The 16468-nt window shown below is 63.2% G+C and carries 13 protein-coding genes; 7 read left to right on the top strand and 6 right to left on the bottom strand.

The window, feature by feature from the left end; genetic code table 11:
• Positions 1-397: 397 nt before the first annotated feature.
• Genes BMZ02_RS01205 through BMZ02_RS01195 form a run of 3 tightly spaced genes read left to right on the top strand, consistent with a single transcriptional unit; the run spans position 398 to position 3463 of the window.
• On the top strand, positions 398-1807 hold the full coding sequence (locus BMZ02_RS01205; protein WP_091639213.1) for an ethanolamine ammonia-lyase subunit EutB: 1410 nt from the start codon (positions 398-400) through the stop codon (positions 1805-1807).
• 4 nt (positions 1808-1811) lie between these two features.
• Positions 1812-2630 (top strand): ethanolamine ammonia-lyase subunit EutC, encoded by an 819-nt coding sequence (eutC, locus tag BMZ02_RS01200; RefSeq protein ID WP_091639211.1) that lies wholly within the window; start codon positions 1812-1814, stop codon positions 2628-2630.
• A complete protein-coding gene (locus BMZ02_RS01195) occupies positions 2627-3463 on the top strand; it encodes a DeoR/GlpR family DNA-binding transcription regulator (RefSeq protein ID WP_091639209.1) in 837 nt (278 codons plus the stop codon). The genes eutC and BMZ02_RS01195 overlap by 4 nt, the downstream gene beginning before the upstream one ends.
• Before the next feature lie 95 nt (positions 3464-3558).
• On the opposite strand, the gene BMZ02_RS01190 is transcribed toward BMZ02_RS01195, so the two are convergent.
• Entirely contained in the window at positions 3559-4500 is a 942-nt protein-coding gene (locus BMZ02_RS01190) for a serine hydrolase (RefSeq protein ID WP_171909757.1), read from the bottom strand.
• A gap of 158 nt (positions 4501-4658) precedes the next feature.
• Between BMZ02_RS01190 and BMZ02_RS01185 the strand changes: the two genes are divergently transcribed.
• Positions 4659-5840: a DUF418 domain-containing protein gene (locus BMZ02_RS01185; RefSeq protein ID WP_091639205.1), complete on the top strand. Its 1182-nt coding sequence runs from the start codon at positions 4659-4661 to the stop codon at positions 5838-5840.
• A 1016-nt stretch (positions 5841-6856) separates the two neighbouring features.
• On the opposite strand, the gene BMZ02_RS18690 is transcribed toward BMZ02_RS01185, so the two are convergent.
• The 5 genes from BMZ02_RS18690 to BMZ02_RS01155 form a co-directional block, all read right to left on the bottom strand.
• On the bottom strand, positions 6857-7801 hold the full coding sequence (locus BMZ02_RS18690; RefSeq protein ID WP_139209109.1) for a hypothetical protein: 945 nt from the start codon (positions 7799-7801) through the stop codon (positions 6857-6859).
• Between the two features lie 605 nt (positions 7802-8406).
• Positions 8407-9147, bottom strand: coding sequence for a toll/interleukin-1 receptor domain-containing protein (locus tag BMZ02_RS01170; protein WP_091639199.1), 741 nt, complete (start codon positions 9145-9147; stop codon positions 8407-8409).
• Positions 9148-9667: 520 nt separating this feature from the next.
• Positions 9668-10381 carry an alpha/beta fold hydrolase gene (locus BMZ02_RS01165; protein ID WP_091639197.1) on the bottom strand — a complete coding sequence of 238 codons (714 nt, stop codon included), beginning with the start codon at positions 10379-10381 and terminating at the stop codon, positions 9668-9670.
• Between the two features lie 17 nt (positions 10382-10398).
• Positions 10399-11118, bottom strand: a complete 720-nt coding sequence (locus tag BMZ02_RS01160; RefSeq protein WP_216110648.1) for a VWA domain-containing protein — start codon at positions 11116-11118, stop codon at positions 10399-10401.
• A gap of 3 nt (positions 11119-11121) precedes the next feature.
• Positions 11122-12636 (bottom strand): hypothetical protein, encoded by a 1515-nt coding sequence (locus BMZ02_RS01155; RefSeq protein WP_091639195.1) that lies wholly within the window; start codon positions 12634-12636, stop codon positions 11122-11124.
• 213 nt (positions 12637-12849) lie between these two features.
• Here BMZ02_RS01155 and BMZ02_RS01150 point away from each other — a divergent pair, with 213 nt between their 5' ends.
• From BMZ02_RS01150 to BMZ02_RS01140, 3 genes are all read left to right on the top strand, one after another.
• Complete coding sequence (locus BMZ02_RS01150; RefSeq protein WP_091639194.1) at positions 12850-13659, top strand: response regulator transcription factor; 810 nt, start codon at positions 12850-12852, stop codon at positions 13657-13659.
• Positions 13656-15278 carry an ATP-binding protein gene (locus BMZ02_RS01145; RefSeq protein WP_091639192.1) on the top strand — a complete coding sequence of 541 codons (1623 nt, stop codon included), beginning with the start codon at positions 13656-13658 and terminating at the stop codon, positions 15276-15278. Before BMZ02_RS01150 ends, BMZ02_RS01145 begins: the two co-directional genes overlap by 4 nt.
• Before the next feature lie 81 nt (positions 15279-15359).
• A complete protein-coding gene (locus BMZ02_RS01140) occupies positions 15360-16448 on the top strand; it encodes an alpha/beta fold hydrolase (protein WP_091639191.1) in 1089 nt (362 codons plus the stop codon).
• Positions 16449-16468: the final 20 nt, after the last annotated feature.

The raw sequence follows: 16468 nt of genomic DNA, 5'->3' as shown, positions 1-16468 counted from the left end.
ATCACGGCATTGCAAATTAGGGGCCAGAACCGAGGAAGAAGGCGCAGAAAACCTACAAGCTCCTGTTTTAACGCTCTTTAAATGAACATGACCATTCATAAGCCTGGGTAAAGACTTGGCACATGCACCATTCGTGATGTGGCAAAGCAGTGCATTCTTGTTGTCTTTGCCACATTTGGGTGCGCAATCCTCTTCCAACCGGGCCATCGACACCGGGGGCAGCGCCCCACCGCCACCGCGACGATCCGCCCGACGCACGACGGAGCCCTTTTGCTTTCAGAGGCTTATCAGACCAGCGCCGGCAGCCGTGCCCTTGGGCGCCGCGAATACTGTCAGCTGGCACCACATTTGCTATTACATACTCTGAACCGGTTCATCCCGAACGAAGGAGCGGCCCATGTCCGTATTTCGCATCTCACTGGGTGGTCATAACCACACGTTCAACGGGCTCGCCGACCTGTTGGCCAAGGCGAGCCCGGAACGCTCCGGTGACCAGCTCGCGGGAATCGCGGCCACAAGCGCCCAGGAGCGAATCGCCGCACGCGCCGCGCTTGCCGACGTCCCCCTCAAGCAGTTCCTCGAGGACCCGGTCATCCCCTACGAGGACGACGAGGTCACCCGCCTGATTCTCGATACCCACGACCGGGAGGCGTTCACCCCGGTGGCGCACATGACCGTGGGCGAGTTCCGCAACTGGCTGCTCCGTTATGATGTGGACACCACCACACTCGCCCGCCTCGCACCGGGGCTCACGCCTGAGATGGTCGCCGCCGTGTCGAAGCTCATGCGCAACCAGGACCTGATCCTCGTGGCGAGCAAGGCCCGCGTGGAAACCCGCTTCCGCAACACCATCGGCGCCCCGGAGACGCTCTCGGTCCGGCTGCAGCCAAACCACCCCACGGACGACCCGCGGGGCATCGCGGCGTCCATGCTCGACGGGCTGCTGAACGGCGCCGGGGATGCCACCGTGGGCATCAACCCCGCGACGGACAGCGTCCAGGCCTACATCGACCTCACCCGGCTCATGGATGATCTGCGCCAGGCCTACGCCATCCCGATGCAGTCGTGCGTGCTGGCGCACGTGACCACGGCCATTCAGGCCATTGAGCGCAATGCCCCCGTGGACCTCATCTTCCAGTCCATCGCCGGCACGCAAGCCGCCAACACGGCCTTCGGGATTGATCTCGCCCTGCTGAAAGAGGCCCACGAGGCGGGACGCTCCCTTGAGCGCGGCACCGTCGGCGAGAACCTGATGTACTTCGAGACCGGCCAGGGCAGCGCCCTGTCCGCCGACGCGCACCACGGCATCGACCAGCTGACCTGTGAAGCCCGGGCCCACGCCGTTGCCAGGGCGTTCGACCCGTTACTGGTCAACACCGTGGTCGGCTTCATTGGCCCCGAGTACCTGTACGACGGCAAACAGATCATCCGCGCCGGCCTGGAAGACCACTTCTGCGGCAAGATGCTGGGTGTGCCCATGGGCTGCGACGTGTGCTACACGAACCACGCGGAAGCCGATCAGGACGACATGGACGTGCTGCTGACGCTACTCGGCACGGCGGGCTGCAACTTCGTCATGGGCGTGCCGGGCGCAGACGACATCATGCTGAGCTACCAGAGCACCTCCTTCCATGACGCCAACTACGTGCGGCAACTCCTGGGCAAGACGCCATCGCCGGAGTTCAACGCCTGGCTCCAGACCATGAACATCATGGACGAGCGCAACCAACTGCTGCCCCCGGGGGCGGACCAGCCGCTTCTGGCCAACGCCAACGTGCTCGCTCACCACACCGGAACCAGGAGCTGATGGCATGACCGAGAACACCATCCCGAATGCGTATCGCCGCCTGCGCGACCTCACGGCCGCCCGCGTGGCCCTGGAGGCCACCGGCAGCAGCCTGACCACGAACGAGTTGCTGGCGTTCCAGTTCGACTGGGCCAAAGCCAGAGACGCCGTCCACTTCCAGGTCGACTTCGACGCACTGGCCGACGCCCTCACGACCGCGGGCTTCGACACGCTACAGGTCGCAAGCGCCGCGGACTCACGGGCCACCTACCTGCGCCGGCCCGATCTGGGCCGACGCCTGAGCGAGGCTGGTGCCGCGGCGCTGGAGCCCCTTCGCGACACGCAGCCGGACATCGCCCTGATCGTGGCCGACGGCCTGTCGGGGACGGCCGTCGCCGAGCACGCAAGCGAGCTCATTGCGACCTTTGCCCAGCGTGCAGAGCACGCCGGCTGGCGCCTGTCCCCGGTCATCCTGGTGGAACAAGGGCGCGTCGCGATCGGTGACCCCATCGGTGAGCACCTGGGGGCGCGCCTGAGCGTGGTGATCATCGGGGAACGACCGGGCCTGTCTGCTGCCGACAGTCTTGGCGTGTATATCACCTACGCGCCTCGCACGGGGCGCTACGACGCGGAGAGGAACTGCATCTCCAACATCCGCCCCGGCGGGCTGACACCGGACGCCGCGACGGACACCATGGCGTATCTCATCCGCCATGCGCTTGTACAACAACTCACCGGGGTCGGCCTCAAGGACCAGAGCACCACGCTTGAGGCCGACAGAAACGAAGCCGACGATGCCGGGCTACCTGCGCATCGCGGCCCACAGACAGGAGAGACCGAATGAACGACGTCGCCGGCGCCCGCGCATCCACAAGAAAGCGTCTCACGCAGAAGGAGCGCTGGACCATCATCCAGAGCATGCTGGAATCCCGGCCCGTCGTCCTCATCTCCGACCTGGCCAGCCAGTTCAACGTCTCGGTGGAGACGGCGCGACGCGACATCGACGCCATGGCGGAAGCTGAGCTCCTGGAGCGCACCTATGGCGGTGCGACGGCACTCAACACGGCCAGCGAGCCCGCCATCAACCAACGCGCCACCCAGCATCCGGAAGCGCGGCAGCGCATCGCCGAGGCCGCGACCGCCCTCGTCCGCGATGGTCAGGTGCTGATGTTCGACTCCTGCGCGACCTGCTTCCCCCTGGCGCACCACCTGGTGGTCGAGCGCCAGGACCTGAAGATCATCACCAACAGCTTTCCCATCGCCAACATCATGACCAGGAACCCCACGTTCGACATAACCGTGGCCGGAGGCCAGTACAAGAGCAGCGAAGGCGCCAATTACGGCAGCGAGACCACCGAGTTCCTGCGCCGCTTCGTCGCCGACCACTGTTTCTCAAGCTGCAGCGCGCTTTCCATCGAGGGCCCCACTGAAGTGAACAGCGACCTGGCGGCCGTCAAACGCGTGATGTTCACCCGCGCCCGCCGCACCAGCCTACTCGTTGACCACGACAAGTTCCGCCGCCCGAAACTTGAACTGGTAAGCCCCCTGGACGCCCTCGACCACATCTTTACCGACGCCCCTGTGGAGCAAGCGTTTCTCGACGCCCTCGCCACAACCAATGCCGAGCTGCATGTCACCAACCCGCCCTACCAGGCTGGCGCAAGCCGCCCGGCATGAGCGCGATTGCCCGCGGTGCCCCCGGGCCACACCCCGGGGCACCATCCAGGCCGAGACGTCCGCCTGTGGCGCAAGCGGCGCTCCGCGCACCGCGTTCACTGCTCCGCGAGTAACCGCCCCAGCGCCTGGAAGGCCTCTTCGGCGTGACGCAGATCGCCGTAGTCTTCGGCGCAGGCAGCCACGATGGTGGTGCGCTCCGGATCCTCGGGGTGGATGATACCCACGTCGCAGGCGCGGTTGATCTGGGTGCCGGTCTTCTGGGCATACGGAGTGCCGTCCGGGAGCCCGGCGCGGATGCGGCGGTCGCCGGTGGTGACCTGCTCCATCTGTGCCATGAGCCGCCCGGTGTGGTCCTCGTTCAGCAGCTCGCCTTCCCAAAGGCGCTCCAGCATGGCGCCGAAGCCGGTCAGGGGGCCGGAGTTGAGCCCGGTCTCGTAGTAGCGTCCGAACGCCTCTTCAAGGCTGTCGGCGTTTGCCTCGGAGGCACCCGCTCCGATCTTGTCGAGAAAGGCGTGGTAGCGCTCATCCAGCGACGCCGCCGAGCGCAGGCGGATGAAATCCATATTGGTCAGCGTCTCCGCATCCGGGTGGACATTGGCGTAGGCGTCGAAGCGCACCTGCACGATGGTGGTAATGGGGTTCATGCGCGCCTCGGGCATCTCCCGGCTGACCTGGTCGTTGAACGACTCCTCCCCCAGGAGCCGGATCAGCATGTCCGTGGAGGAGCTGTCGCTGTCGCGGATGGAATGGCCGATCAGCTCCTCCAGGCTGTAGCGCGTGCCCGGCTCGGCAGCCAGCAGCTCGCCGGCCCCGTCCACGTAGTCGGATTCCGCCAGCTCCAGCTCGTCATCCAGCGACAGCTCGCCCTCCTCGGCGCGCTGCATCACCGCCACGGCCAACGGGATCTTGATGGTCGAGGCCAGATACCAGTCGCGGTCCGCCTGGTAGTCGATCGCTTCGCCCGTGGCCGGCCGCTTGATGTAAACACCGAACTGGCCTGGCATACGCTCATCAATGGCTTTAATCTGGTCTCGCATTGCGCTGTCACCACTGTCCGCCAGAACCGGCATGACGGCCGTCGCAGTCAACGTGATCGCGGTCGCCACGCCCAGGCCTGTCAGCCAACTCCATTTTCCATTCATCGTTGTGCCTTCTCCGTGTGAGCGGGTGCATACAGTATCAAAGGGTGTAATGCATGGGCCGTCAGAGCGAACGCCTCGCTTCGCTGGATGCACTGCGCGGATTCGCCCTGCTGGGCATCCTCGTGGTGAACATCCAGATGTTCTCCGGCTGGGGCTACCTCGGCCCCGGCGAACGGGAGGCCCTGCCCGGCGCGGGCAACGACCCGCTCACCGAGGCCATCATGCACCTCTTCTTCGAGGGCAAGTTCTACGGCCTGTTCTCACTGCTGTTCGGCTACAGCTTCGTGATGCTCGCCAGCCGCATGGGCGCTGGCGGCCCGGCGTTCCACCGCCGCCGCATGATCGGGCTGCTGGCGTTCGGCGCCGCCCACAGCGTGCTCTTCTGGCCCTGGGACATACTGACCCTCTACGCGCTGGTCGGGTTCCTGCTCACCCCATTCCTCAACTGCCGGCCGCTGACGCTCATTCTCTGGGGCGTCGCACTGCTTGGTGCCACCATCGCGGCGCGGTGGTACTGGCTCGGCCTGGACATCCCCGGCCCGTACGAGACCATGGGCGCCCACCGGCTGGGGGATAACATCCACCACCTCTCCGGGGGCAGCTTCGTCGATGTGGTCAAGGCCAACGTGGAGCTGAGCGTCGCCACGGCGCTGGAGCGGCTGGAGTCACTGCGGGGAGTGAAGGTGATGGCGCTGTTCCTGCTGGGCGCGGCCGCCGCGCGGATGCAGCTGGTGGAGTCCATCGGCACGTACCGCTGGCCGCTGCTCGCAACCGCCCTGGCCGGCCTTGCCATCGGATTCCCGCTCGCCCTGGTGGAGCACGGCATGATCGCCAATCTGGCACCCGAGCACCCGGGGCAGATCGCCGCCGAGATCGCCTCGCCGCCGCTGATGGCCATCGGCTACGCCGGCCTGCTGCTCCTCTTCTGGGGCTACAGCGGCAACATCCTCGCCCGGGCAACCCGTGCGTTCATGGCCCCGGCCGGACGCATGGCGCTGACCAACTACGTCGGCCAGTCCGTGATCTGTGTGCCGCTCTTCTACGGCTTCGGCCTGAACCTCTTCGCCGAAATCTCGCTGACCACCGCGGTGACCATCGCCGGCGGCGTCTTCCTCGCCCAACTGCTGTTCAGCGCCCTGTGGCTGGCGGTATTCCGGCAGGGCCCGCTGGAGTGGCTGTGGCGCTGGCAGACGCAGGGGGAGCGGCCGAAGTTGTTGGGGTTGGGGCAGAACTGACCAGGAAGGCTGCGTGGAGGAGTCCTTGATGACACACGGAAAAAACGTAGATCGGCAGGCTACTAAACGAGGAGCGAATCCGTTCACTCCCGTAGATACCACATTACCCGAGCGCTAAGTCAGCCATTACACGCACAACCGGGCGGTCGCGTGCAAGTGTAGTTGCGGTTGATGCAAGTATCCCCGCAAGCCTTACCCCTTCTACATATCCTGCAGCAGCGCTGTGCTAACAACTGGTCGCCTTCAAACAGGACGGAATCGCTAATCTCTTCGCCAGCACAGGGACTGTCGACAGTCGGGGCCGTAATTTCTAGCAAACCGACTTCTTCTAGTCCTCCAGCTGCAGATACTGACTTAAGATCGCCCCCGTTGGCTGGACCAATAAACAGAAAACTCAACAACAGAACGAGAAAAACCGATGCTTTCATTATATCCCTCCCAAACAGAACCAACATCAACGGACAAGCCTAATTGACCCACCTTGGGGCAAATCAGGAATGACGCCGCCTTGAAGCCACTGGTAGCAATTGCGTCCCAGTGCACAGATTCCGTGGCAAGGAAACCAAGACTCCACATCTAGATGTAGATGCCTCGATCACAACCTCCGTGTTTGACTACTTGCGTGAAGCGCCCTATCTCAGAAAGGCTCTGGCACAATCGCTCAATCTGTGGGAGCGCGCCCAACGCCGAATTCTCTACCCGATGCCCGTCACCTCGACGATCAAGTGCAAAAACCAATTCTCTGTTTAGCCGGGCCTGCTTTTCGAAACCCACGAATGCGCTGACAGGTACGTACTCATATGTGCGCGGCTCGAACCACGCACTCAGTATCTTTTCCCTTACTTCTTCTTCACGCCACCTTTCCTAACCAAGGCTTTCTTTTGCTGCTCAGCCTCCACCCTGATCTCGCCTGCCTTTGCCGGCCGGCTTTGGGAACCTGGCCATATGAATGTGCCCAATTTCTCTGGGCAATATCACATCTAAAAACCATTCCGAAAACGTGCGCTTACTAGAAATCACCTATCCAGATCACTTCCCGAATAGATCGAATCTAAAATCTTCCCCACCAAATTCGCCACCCCCATCGAATAGAGAACCAATTGACTAACATCTTCGGCATATTCCCAATCGCGATATATCTCCAATGAATCCAAACTGCAATCATCCAGAAGAATCTCCACTTCTGATAATAGCATTTCATATTTTCTATGCAGCATGGCGTTGGACTCCAGAGGAATCACGCTGTAAGTCACTTTCTTTTTTTCCACTTTCAGCGAGTCATGCACTTCTTCCAGAACTGGTTTCACTTTCGAAAATTCACGTCGGTATTTGACAATCCAGCCATCATCTAGCCACGCTCTTTTCCAGATTTCAAGCCAATCATTGTGATTAACCCTCCTTGCTAACTGATAAAGAACCCATCTAAAGGCTTTTGCTTCACCGATTTTTCGATTTATCGGCGGCAAACCAAAAGTGCTTTCAAAATCACCATATGTGCCGTCCGCCTTTTGGAGTAACCCGTTGTATTCATTACCATCTAACCCGCTTACGCCATCTCTAACAATAGAGAACATTGATCGTTGCGCATGCCTATACCGTTTTCCATTTAGCGTGCCATGCGCCACTAGCATTTCACTCCCATTTGTCAGAACATGCCGTAAAGGTCTAGGATTTGACCCTCCATTTCGGCGATCGTCTTTTGATTCAATCTCTCTAGACCAATCTACCCATAATCGATATGAACATTCCGATAAATCTTTTGTTTCTTTTTTGAGCCTATCAATTGAACTTGAAAGCACACATGCGGCATCACTATGATGAGCTGCTAATATACTTTTCTCAGACAAATAGTTCGCTTTCCGGCTAACACGGAGTGCGACAAATGCAGCATAAGCGGCAGCAACTGCGGCTATTGCAGACATCGCAGAGGGAACAACAGTCAACCAATCAATATTATTCATACGCCACCATCGAAAATTCTATCTCTCAAATCACTCACTAAGACGCAAGAATTATAGGTCAACCTCACACCACAAATTAATAATATTTCTAGGAATTAGAACTGATGCACGTCCATATTTCTAACGCTCAGCTTAACCGGCCGGCATTGGAGCGCCAGTGACCTTGCCCGGCTGAATTGGACACGTTCATGCGGCCAGTTTCCCGAAGGCAGCCGGGCAAGGTCATCCGGCGACCGCAGGGAGCGAACTTGATTGCCTTGTTATGGTGCTAGCTTGTATGACATGCATTAGCACAATAGTAGCAGCCGTTAATTCTGTTCCCTGGCCAGCGGCGTTTAGCCTCAGCAACCGCCCCATGGCATGACGCGTGATAGCCCATGTCTATTCGGTTCTCAGGATTCGGCATATATGAACAATCCGTGGTCGCATTGTGAACCTCGTGATCGCCATTGGCCTGCTGATTCTTGTTGATAATGAATCTGTGCATTTTCGCCTCCTCATCTCATCTGCTGACTATCCCAAGCGCCATAACGCTCCACATGAGCCGCGGCTTGCCCTGGCGCGCAGCGTAAGGGTGAGCCGTCGGACTCGATGTTGTTGTTATGCTAAAGTGTTGGCTCGACACCTATCTGGGGAGGCATGTATTTCGGCTTGCCATAAAGCATCCTGAGCAAGGATTCTAAAGAAACCTCAAAATCCTCGTCACTTCTAAAATCTTCACACACAACCCCCATAAAATGGGTTGGTATAGCGCACTCCCTACCCGCTTGATAGGTTCCCGCTCTAAGTATCGGAACAAACTTGGACCTAGGTGCTCCGGACATTATCTGCCCTGAAACGATTTGCTGCTCGTAGCCCGTACCGGAAATACTCTGCCTATTGTTCGCCTTTTCCGCATAAGAGGGCGTAAAAACGCATAAGACAAAGTCCGCGTTCGCAATACTCTGCTCCATAAACTGTGTGAAACTTACGCCAGGGTGCATATCCCATTGGTCTAGCAGAACCTGCAGACCATTAAATACAAGCCGCTCAGAAACCCATCTGACCCAGGCTTTGTGTTCTTCGGAGTCCCACGAGTACGAAACAAACACCTTCGTAGGAGGTCGGCGCTCAAGTTCTGGGACTGGTAGTACTCCTTGAAGGGCCCTGATCTGGGAGTAAGCCTCGTACAGGAGCCCCTTAAAGCTGGCCTCGCTTAACCCCAAGTGCTGTGCGGCCTCCAAGTCTGAACGAGTGTTTCCATCGAGCAACCCGTGTTTAACACGAACTACGTTTGCGAGCCGCGCCGGTATCAACTCAAGTTCTAGGGCCCGCCTTTTATCAATCGTCCTCAACATCTCTTCCATCCGCAGGACTCCAGATCAAATTACGTACCAGCGCATAACGTAAGCAAGTTGAGCAACGCGCCCGTATTCCAGTACTCACCAAAAAAAGCAACAAAATCGCCCCTCGGGGTACACCTTCAAAATGCCATCTACGAGGCGTGGTGCTCGAACGGCTAGTTAGGCCAAAATTATCCTTGAGCCAATCCATCTTGGCTCGGAAGACGACAGCGGAGAAAAGCACCGACACTGCGAAGCAGCCGCGACTGCGACATCAACTTCGTTATGTCGCAGTCGCGGCTGCTTCGCAGTAATACCATGTTGTTTTGCTCCTGTCTGTCAGCTTTCGATGACATGATCAGTTCGCGCACTCTTGTAGGGATAGGTAGGGTCGTCCACCGAATATTCTTATTCACGAGCCGGGGCTCACCCCTGTTTGTAATGGCTTCCATGGCGAGCCCCGCCAGCGTTGCCTATTGGAGACATTACCGGAGAATGCACCATGGGCCAAACAGGTGTTTTGGAGGCTGCTTTGCGCCGGGGCCTACCCTGCTTTGCAGGCGGCTTCCGGCCCGGCACTGCGGTGTGTGAGGAGGGAGGTTAGCTCCAGCGGGGCTGAGAGCATGGGCCAGGGGCCGGCGTCCAGGTGGTAGGTGCGCCAGTGGTTGGGGTGGTCCGGCGTGGTTGCGGTGTCGCTGGTGATGACCGTCCCGGCCTGATGGTGCAGGGGCCGGTCGAGCACGGCCGGGTCGGTGACGGCGTGGCCCGGGTGGCCCACGAGCCGTTCGCTGAGGAACCGGGCGTGCTCCGTGGAGAGGCCCGCCTCCTGCTGCAGGGCCTCCGCGTCCGGTGCGGGCCAGCGGCCGTTGTTGGCGCTGATGCGCCGGGCTTCGTGCGCGGGGTCGAGGCCGATGGTGTCGACCATGGAGTGCCTGTCGCGCGGGAGGCTGGCGTCCACGTACACGGTGTGGGCGATGCGCTCGCGCTGGAGGTCGGCCACCTGGCCGATCACCAACCCGCCGTAGCCGTGGCCCACGAGGATCACGTCCTGCAGGTCGCGCTCGTGGATGTACTGCATCACCTCCTGCACATGGGTGCTGAGCCGGATGGCGGAGACGTCGCCATCCAGCGTTTCCAGGCCGGAGAGTGTCATGGAGCGTGCGTTCTGCCTCCGTGCGCGCAGCGCCTGTTCGACGTAATGCCAGACCCAGGCGCCCGTCCAGGCGCCTGGGACCAGGAGGTAGTTGCGTGCGCTCATAGCCTCGCCACTGTTGCTTACTGTTGTGCGGTCACGACCTCGAGCCGTGCCAGGTTGTTGGCCACGCGCCACTGGCCGCCGCCGGACTCGATGCGCTCCTGCCAGTCGGCGAGGCGACGCTCGTAGGCGCGCGGGTCGTGGTTGTCGCCGCTCATGCGGGTGACGTTCACGGCCACCACGTCGACACCCTTGAGGTTCAGGGGGATGTCGCGCTTGAGGTCGGGCATGAGGTCTTCGTTCAGGTCGGAGACCATGTAGAGCTGACGCTCGCCGGCGTTGGCCTCGTTGAGGAAGTCCCGCGCCAGGAACACGCCGCCGGTGATGTCGCTGTGCGCACTGGGCACGCGGAAGCGCTCCAGGAAGGCATCCAGGTCGGCGCGCACTTCCCGCTTCTGCTGGGTAGCGACGCTCGGCCGGTGGTCGAACTCGGCGCTGGCGATGATGTTGCGCTCGGAGTAGCTGCTGTTATCGATGAAGCCGATGGCCAGGGAATCGCCGCTCTCCATCTGCGCGAGCAGGTGGTTGGTGAGCGTGCGGGCCTTCTCCATCTCGCTGGCGTAGTTCTCGGAGATATCCACCAGCACGAAGGCGGCGCGGCTGTTGTTGGCCGGGTCGCCGCAGCCGCTCAGCGCGGTGGCGACGGCGGCACAGAAGGCCAGGGCCAGGCCCCGCCGCGTGCGGCGGGCGTTGGGCCGGGTGGTGGATGCGGTCTGCGTCTGGTTGGTGTTGGTCAGCATGGCTCAGGCCTCCCGTTCGGTGAGCTGGGTGTCGTCCGTGTCGGCATCGCTGCTGGCGCGGCGGCGGCGCTTGGTCTTCGGTTTCGCGGGGGTGTCCGCGTCGGTGTCGTCCTCGTCCACCGCATGGGCGGTTTCACGGCGGTGGGCGATCATCCGCTCGATGCTGAGCGGCAGCATGATCAGCAGGTCGTAGAGGCTCACGAGCACCTTGCTCAGGTGGCTGGCCACGCCGCCGGCGAGCCGCACTACCACCGGCAGCACACGCACCACGCCCAGCACCAGCAGCCCGAGGACCGTGCGGAGGGAGTTGATGAACGCCTCCAGCGGGATGGCGACGAAGGCCAGCGCGAACGGCAGGATGAACCCGAGCAGAAGCTGCGCCACCGACGGAATCCAGCGGAACTGCGCCTCGGCAGCCGCACCGCCCGCGAGGGACTGGGTCAGCGCCTGCTGATCCATCACCAGCAGGTCCCGCATGTAGGCGAGCGAGGCCTCGATGCTGGCGAAGATGAACAGGATGGTGAACGCGGCGATGGCCATGCGCTTGCGCATGCGGTCGTCCATGCGGCCGATCATGGGGAACAGCTTGGTGATCTGCAGCGCCTCCAGCAGGAATATCCCCATGGAGATCTCCACCATGATGATCACCAGCGCGGCGATGTCGGACACGCGCATGGAGCCGATGTAGGCCGCCCCGCCCACCATCTCGGACATGGGCAGCGCGATCAGGTGGAAGTTGATGAGGCCGCCGAAGGCGGCGATCACCAGCACCAGGGAGGCGATGAAGAACTGCGTCACCGACGACGCCGTGAGCGCGTGCACGGCCTTGTCGTCTTCCCGGCGCATTGCCTCGTAGTTGGCCATGTGGCGGTCGATGGCCGCGGCGCGCTCTTCCAGGCCGGTGATGGTGGTCTGCACCTTGTCCATGGTGGTGCTCACCGTGCGCCAGTCGCCCTGCATGCCGTGCAGGATCTTGTGGCGCTCGTTCACGCTCTTCTGGTAGGCCTTGAGCGTCTCCTTGTGGGAGTTCTCCACGGCCTCGCGAATGTTCTCCAGGATCTTGCCCACGGCCGGATCGCCGGAGCTGGGCAGCGAGGAGATGGTAGACGTGAGCTCGGACCAGTCCGGCGGCAACGGCGCCTGATCGGTGGAGGCCTGGTAGTCGCCCTCGATCTTCTCGATGGTCTCGGCGAGCTTGCGGTGCAGCGCCGGGTAGTGGCTGAGCTCGCGCTCGACGATGGCGTTGACGCGGGTGAACTCCCGCTCGATGGCCTTCTCGGCCTCTTCCCGGCCCACGGCCAGGAGCACGTCGCGGTTGCGCTTCGCCACCCGCTTCTCGAGCTGCCGCAGGCTGGCGGCGGCCAGTCGCAGGGCGCCGTCGATGGCCCGCCCGGTTCCACGCAGCACGTGGTGGGCGTGGGGGCGCCCCAGGTACAACACGGTTATGCCGATCACGAGCCAGATGGCCAGTGACAGCCCCGGCGAATCCGACCAGATGTAGAGTATGTCAGCCAACATGATGATCACCCTGTGCCTGTATGGTTGTTGTAGTGGCGCCCCTGACGGGCGGGCCCGTCTTCAGCGTTGAGTGGAGTCTCCCGCGCGCTGGTGAAAAATCCGTGAACACTGTTCACCGGGAATGGGATGCGCGAGGGTTGATGGCCGTCACGTCTGGCGGTGTTGCCGGCGTGCTACGTTGCGGGGCTGTTGCCAAGGGAGTACGGGCGCGCCATGGCGGTGATTCTGTGGGTGGAAGACCAGCTGCACTGGATCGAGCGATTCCGGCCGGTGCTGGAGGAGACGGCGTTTGACGCCGCGCCGACCGAGGTGCAGGTGTTCAAGTTCGCGGAGGCCGCCTGCCAGCACATCCGCCAGGTGGGCGACGACGGCGCACCGGATCTCGCCCTGCTGGACGCGAACATGAACGGCAACGACGCCGCCGGCTTTTCCGTATCCCGCGCGCTGCAGCGCAAGTGGCCCGACCTGCCCATCATCTACCTCTCCGAGCACAGCGGCACCGGCATCGAGGAGCAGGCGTTCGAGACCTCGGGCGCCCGGGATTTCATCGCCAAACATCAGCGCAACGTGGAGCAGGTGCTGTGCTGGCGGATCAAGGCGGCGCTCCGCCAGAGCGACATGCGCCAGCCCGGCCCGGCGCAGTCCGGCGACGTGCTGCAAAGCGGCGAGCTCTCCCTGGATACCGTGACCTGGGAGGTGTACTGGCGCGGCAGCAAGCTCATGAACCCGGCCAATGCGAAACGCCCGCTCGCGCCCATGCCGCGCAAGATCCTGCGCTATCTGGTGGAGGCCTCGCCCCGCGCCGTGACCACCGAGCAGATGGCGGAGCATCTGGATACCGACACGGCCCGCTTCTCCTACGCCAGCTACCGCCAGCACATCCGCACCCTGCGCCGCGCGTTCGACCAGGCCATGGGCGGTGACGGCCGTTTCCAGGCCATCTGCGACGGCGGCGAAGGGATCGTCACCTTCGGCGACGAAGGCGCCTACTGCTGGCGGCCGGTCAAGGGAGCCGAGACATGACCGACACCGACGACGCCGACATCAGCCGCCCGACCACGCGGATCACCAAGGTCACTTTCCCGTGGCTGAGCGCCTTGGGCGCCCTTCTTGCGCTCGCCTACCTGCTGGCGGTGAACGAGCCCTGGCTCGCCACCTACTACGACATCCCGCGCGAATGGCTGCGGCTGGATGCCGCCTACGGAGCGCTGGGCGGGTTCATTCTGTTGCTGCTCCTCGATCTGCGCCGCTACCGGCGCCAGTACGCCGGCCAGAAGGCCGATCTGCTGCACCTCAACCACCAGCTCGACGCGCTGTGGGAGCGCAAGAAGCAGCTGCAGATGAAGGCGCACACCTACTCCGGCCACGCAGACAAACTGAAGCTGTTCATCAGCGACAAGCTGCTGGAGTACATCGAGTACGACGAGAAGTTTCTGCACTTCAAGAGCATCGCCGCGGAAGTGCGCCACAACGGCGTGATCAGCTTCGACAAGGTGCAGACGGCCCTGCAGCATGCAGCCGCCGCCAACCGCGCGGCGCTGGACGCAACCGGCGGCGACACCCCGGACGCCGCCGCCCGGCAGGCGGAGTACGAAGCCGCCCTGGACGCCATGCGCTATCTCTGGGACCTGCTGGACCTCTCCACCGCCGACAACCTCGCCCTGCACATCAGCAACCACCTGTGCGAGTGCGAGGAGCACTACGTGCAGCGGGAGCTCCAGGGTGACCACCACGCCGCCCTGCCCTACGAGCCGGCCTATCTGCCTCAGCGCGCCGCCTGGCGGGCGCTCGGCGCGGTGCGCAACGAAACCATGCCCGCCCCCGATGACGACACCGGCTACACCCTGCACGACAGCAAGTGGACCGTGCATCTGGAGCCGGCCGGCGAGCTGCTGGGCAACGAGAACCACCTGGTGCTGCTGCTGGAGAATCTGCTCAAGAACGCGCAGTTCTTCGCCAACAAGCGCGGCTTCAAGAAGGCGTTCGCGCCCGTGGCCCTCACCCTCACCGAGGAACACGGCCACGCCTGCCTGCGCGTGTACAACCGCGGCCCGCACATCCGCGACGAGGACCGCGACAACCTCTTCCAGCTCGGCTACTCCACGCGCCGCACCAACGAACACCACGGCCGCGGGCTGGGGCTGTACTTCGTGGGCGAGATCGTGAAGGGCTACGAAGGCCGCATCGACGTGCACAACATCGAAACCCCGACCGCGCGCTATACCGTGCGGCTGGAGCTGGACGACGGCGAGGTGATCACCGAAACGCTGGACACCACCACCCACGACGGCGAGCCCGACGGCGCCCGGGAGTGGACGTTCACGTCTCCACTGAAAAGCGTGGAGATCACCCCGGAGGACAGTGACGACACCCAGCGCCTGGACGACTTCGCCGCCAGCGGCAAGCAGCGCCACTTCGACCCTGCGCACCCGGAGCGCCCGCACTGGCGGCTGGACTACGCCCCCAGGCGCAAGGCGCACCGGGTCAGCATCGAGCCGCTCAATATCAACGGCGTGGAGTTCGAGATCCGGCTGCCGACGGCGCAACACCGCCTGGAGAGCAGCGACGTGGAGCCGGACGAAGACATCGACACCGAAGTGGAGCGCCTCGACGAGCACTTCCGCACGCCCATGAACCAGTAACGCACGGCTCCGGCACTGGCGCCGTCCCACCGCTGGGCTACAGTTGGGATTAGTCCTGCCACCCCGGACTGGTCGACGGCCGTGATCGAAGACACCCCGCAACGCACGTTCGCCCCGCTGCACGCGGCGCTACTCACCGTGGACCACCAGCGTCGCTGGCTGGCCGGCATCTGTGATGCCCTGGGCTTCGGCCCGCGATGCAGCCCCTACGAGCACCTGCAGACGGCCGCCGGGGCAACGGTGCGCCGCTACGCGGGCGCCGCAGCCGACGGACCGGCCGTCCTGCTGGTGCCGGCACCGATCAAGACGCCCGACATCTGGGACCTGGACCCCACCGCCAGCGTGGTGCAACGCCACCTGGAGGCGGGCTTTCGCGTGTACATGGTGGAATGGCCGGACGCCACCGGGACGGACGCCCCCCTGGGCCTTCAGGATTACGCCGACCGCATGCTGGGCGCCTGCGTCGACGCGGTCCGGCAGGACACCGGCGAGGACCGGCTCCTCCTCAGCGGCCATTCCCTGGGCGGCACGCTGGCGGCGCTGTTTGCCGCCGGCCACCCGGAGCTGGTCCGGGGGCTGGTGGTGCTCGGCGCCCCGCTGCACTTCGCACCGCAGACCGGTGCGCTCGCGCGGGTGGTGGCCTCCTACAGCGACACCCCCGCCGACGCCGGAGAGGGCGGCGTCATCCCCGGCTCCATGCTGAACCTGATCGGCGTGACCGCATCGCCGGAGACGTTCGTCTACCAGCGCGTCACCGACTGGCTCTCCTCCCTGGGACATCCCGACCGGCTGCGCTCCCACCTGCTGGTGGAGCGCTGGACCCTGGGCGAGAGCGCCATGCCCCGGCAGCTGTTCTCGGACCTGGTCACCATTCTCTACCGGCAGGACGGGTTTCTGACCCGCCGCGTCACCATCGGCGGCCGTGCGGTCGGCCCGGCCGATATCCGCGCGCCCGTGGGCTGTGTGCTGAACCGCCAGTGCGAGATCGCCTCGCCGGCGTCGGTCCTGCCCGCCCTCGACGCCCTGGGCACGGACGACCGGGCCCTGTTCTGGTACGAGGACGAGCCCGGGGTCTCGTTGCAGCACGTGGGGATGATGGTCGGCGCCAGCGCCCACCGCGACCTCTGGCCGAGCGTCCTCTCCTGGATGCGGGAGCGATCACACGCCTGAGCCGTGGGCATCGGCCGCCC

The organism is Aquisalimonas asiatica, assembly GCF_900110585.1.
GTDB classification, from domain to species: domain Bacteria; phylum Pseudomonadota; class Gammaproteobacteria; order Nitrococcales; family Aquisalimonadaceae; genus Aquisalimonas; species Aquisalimonas asiatica.
This window is presented reverse-complemented; position numbering and strand designations above follow the sequence as displayed.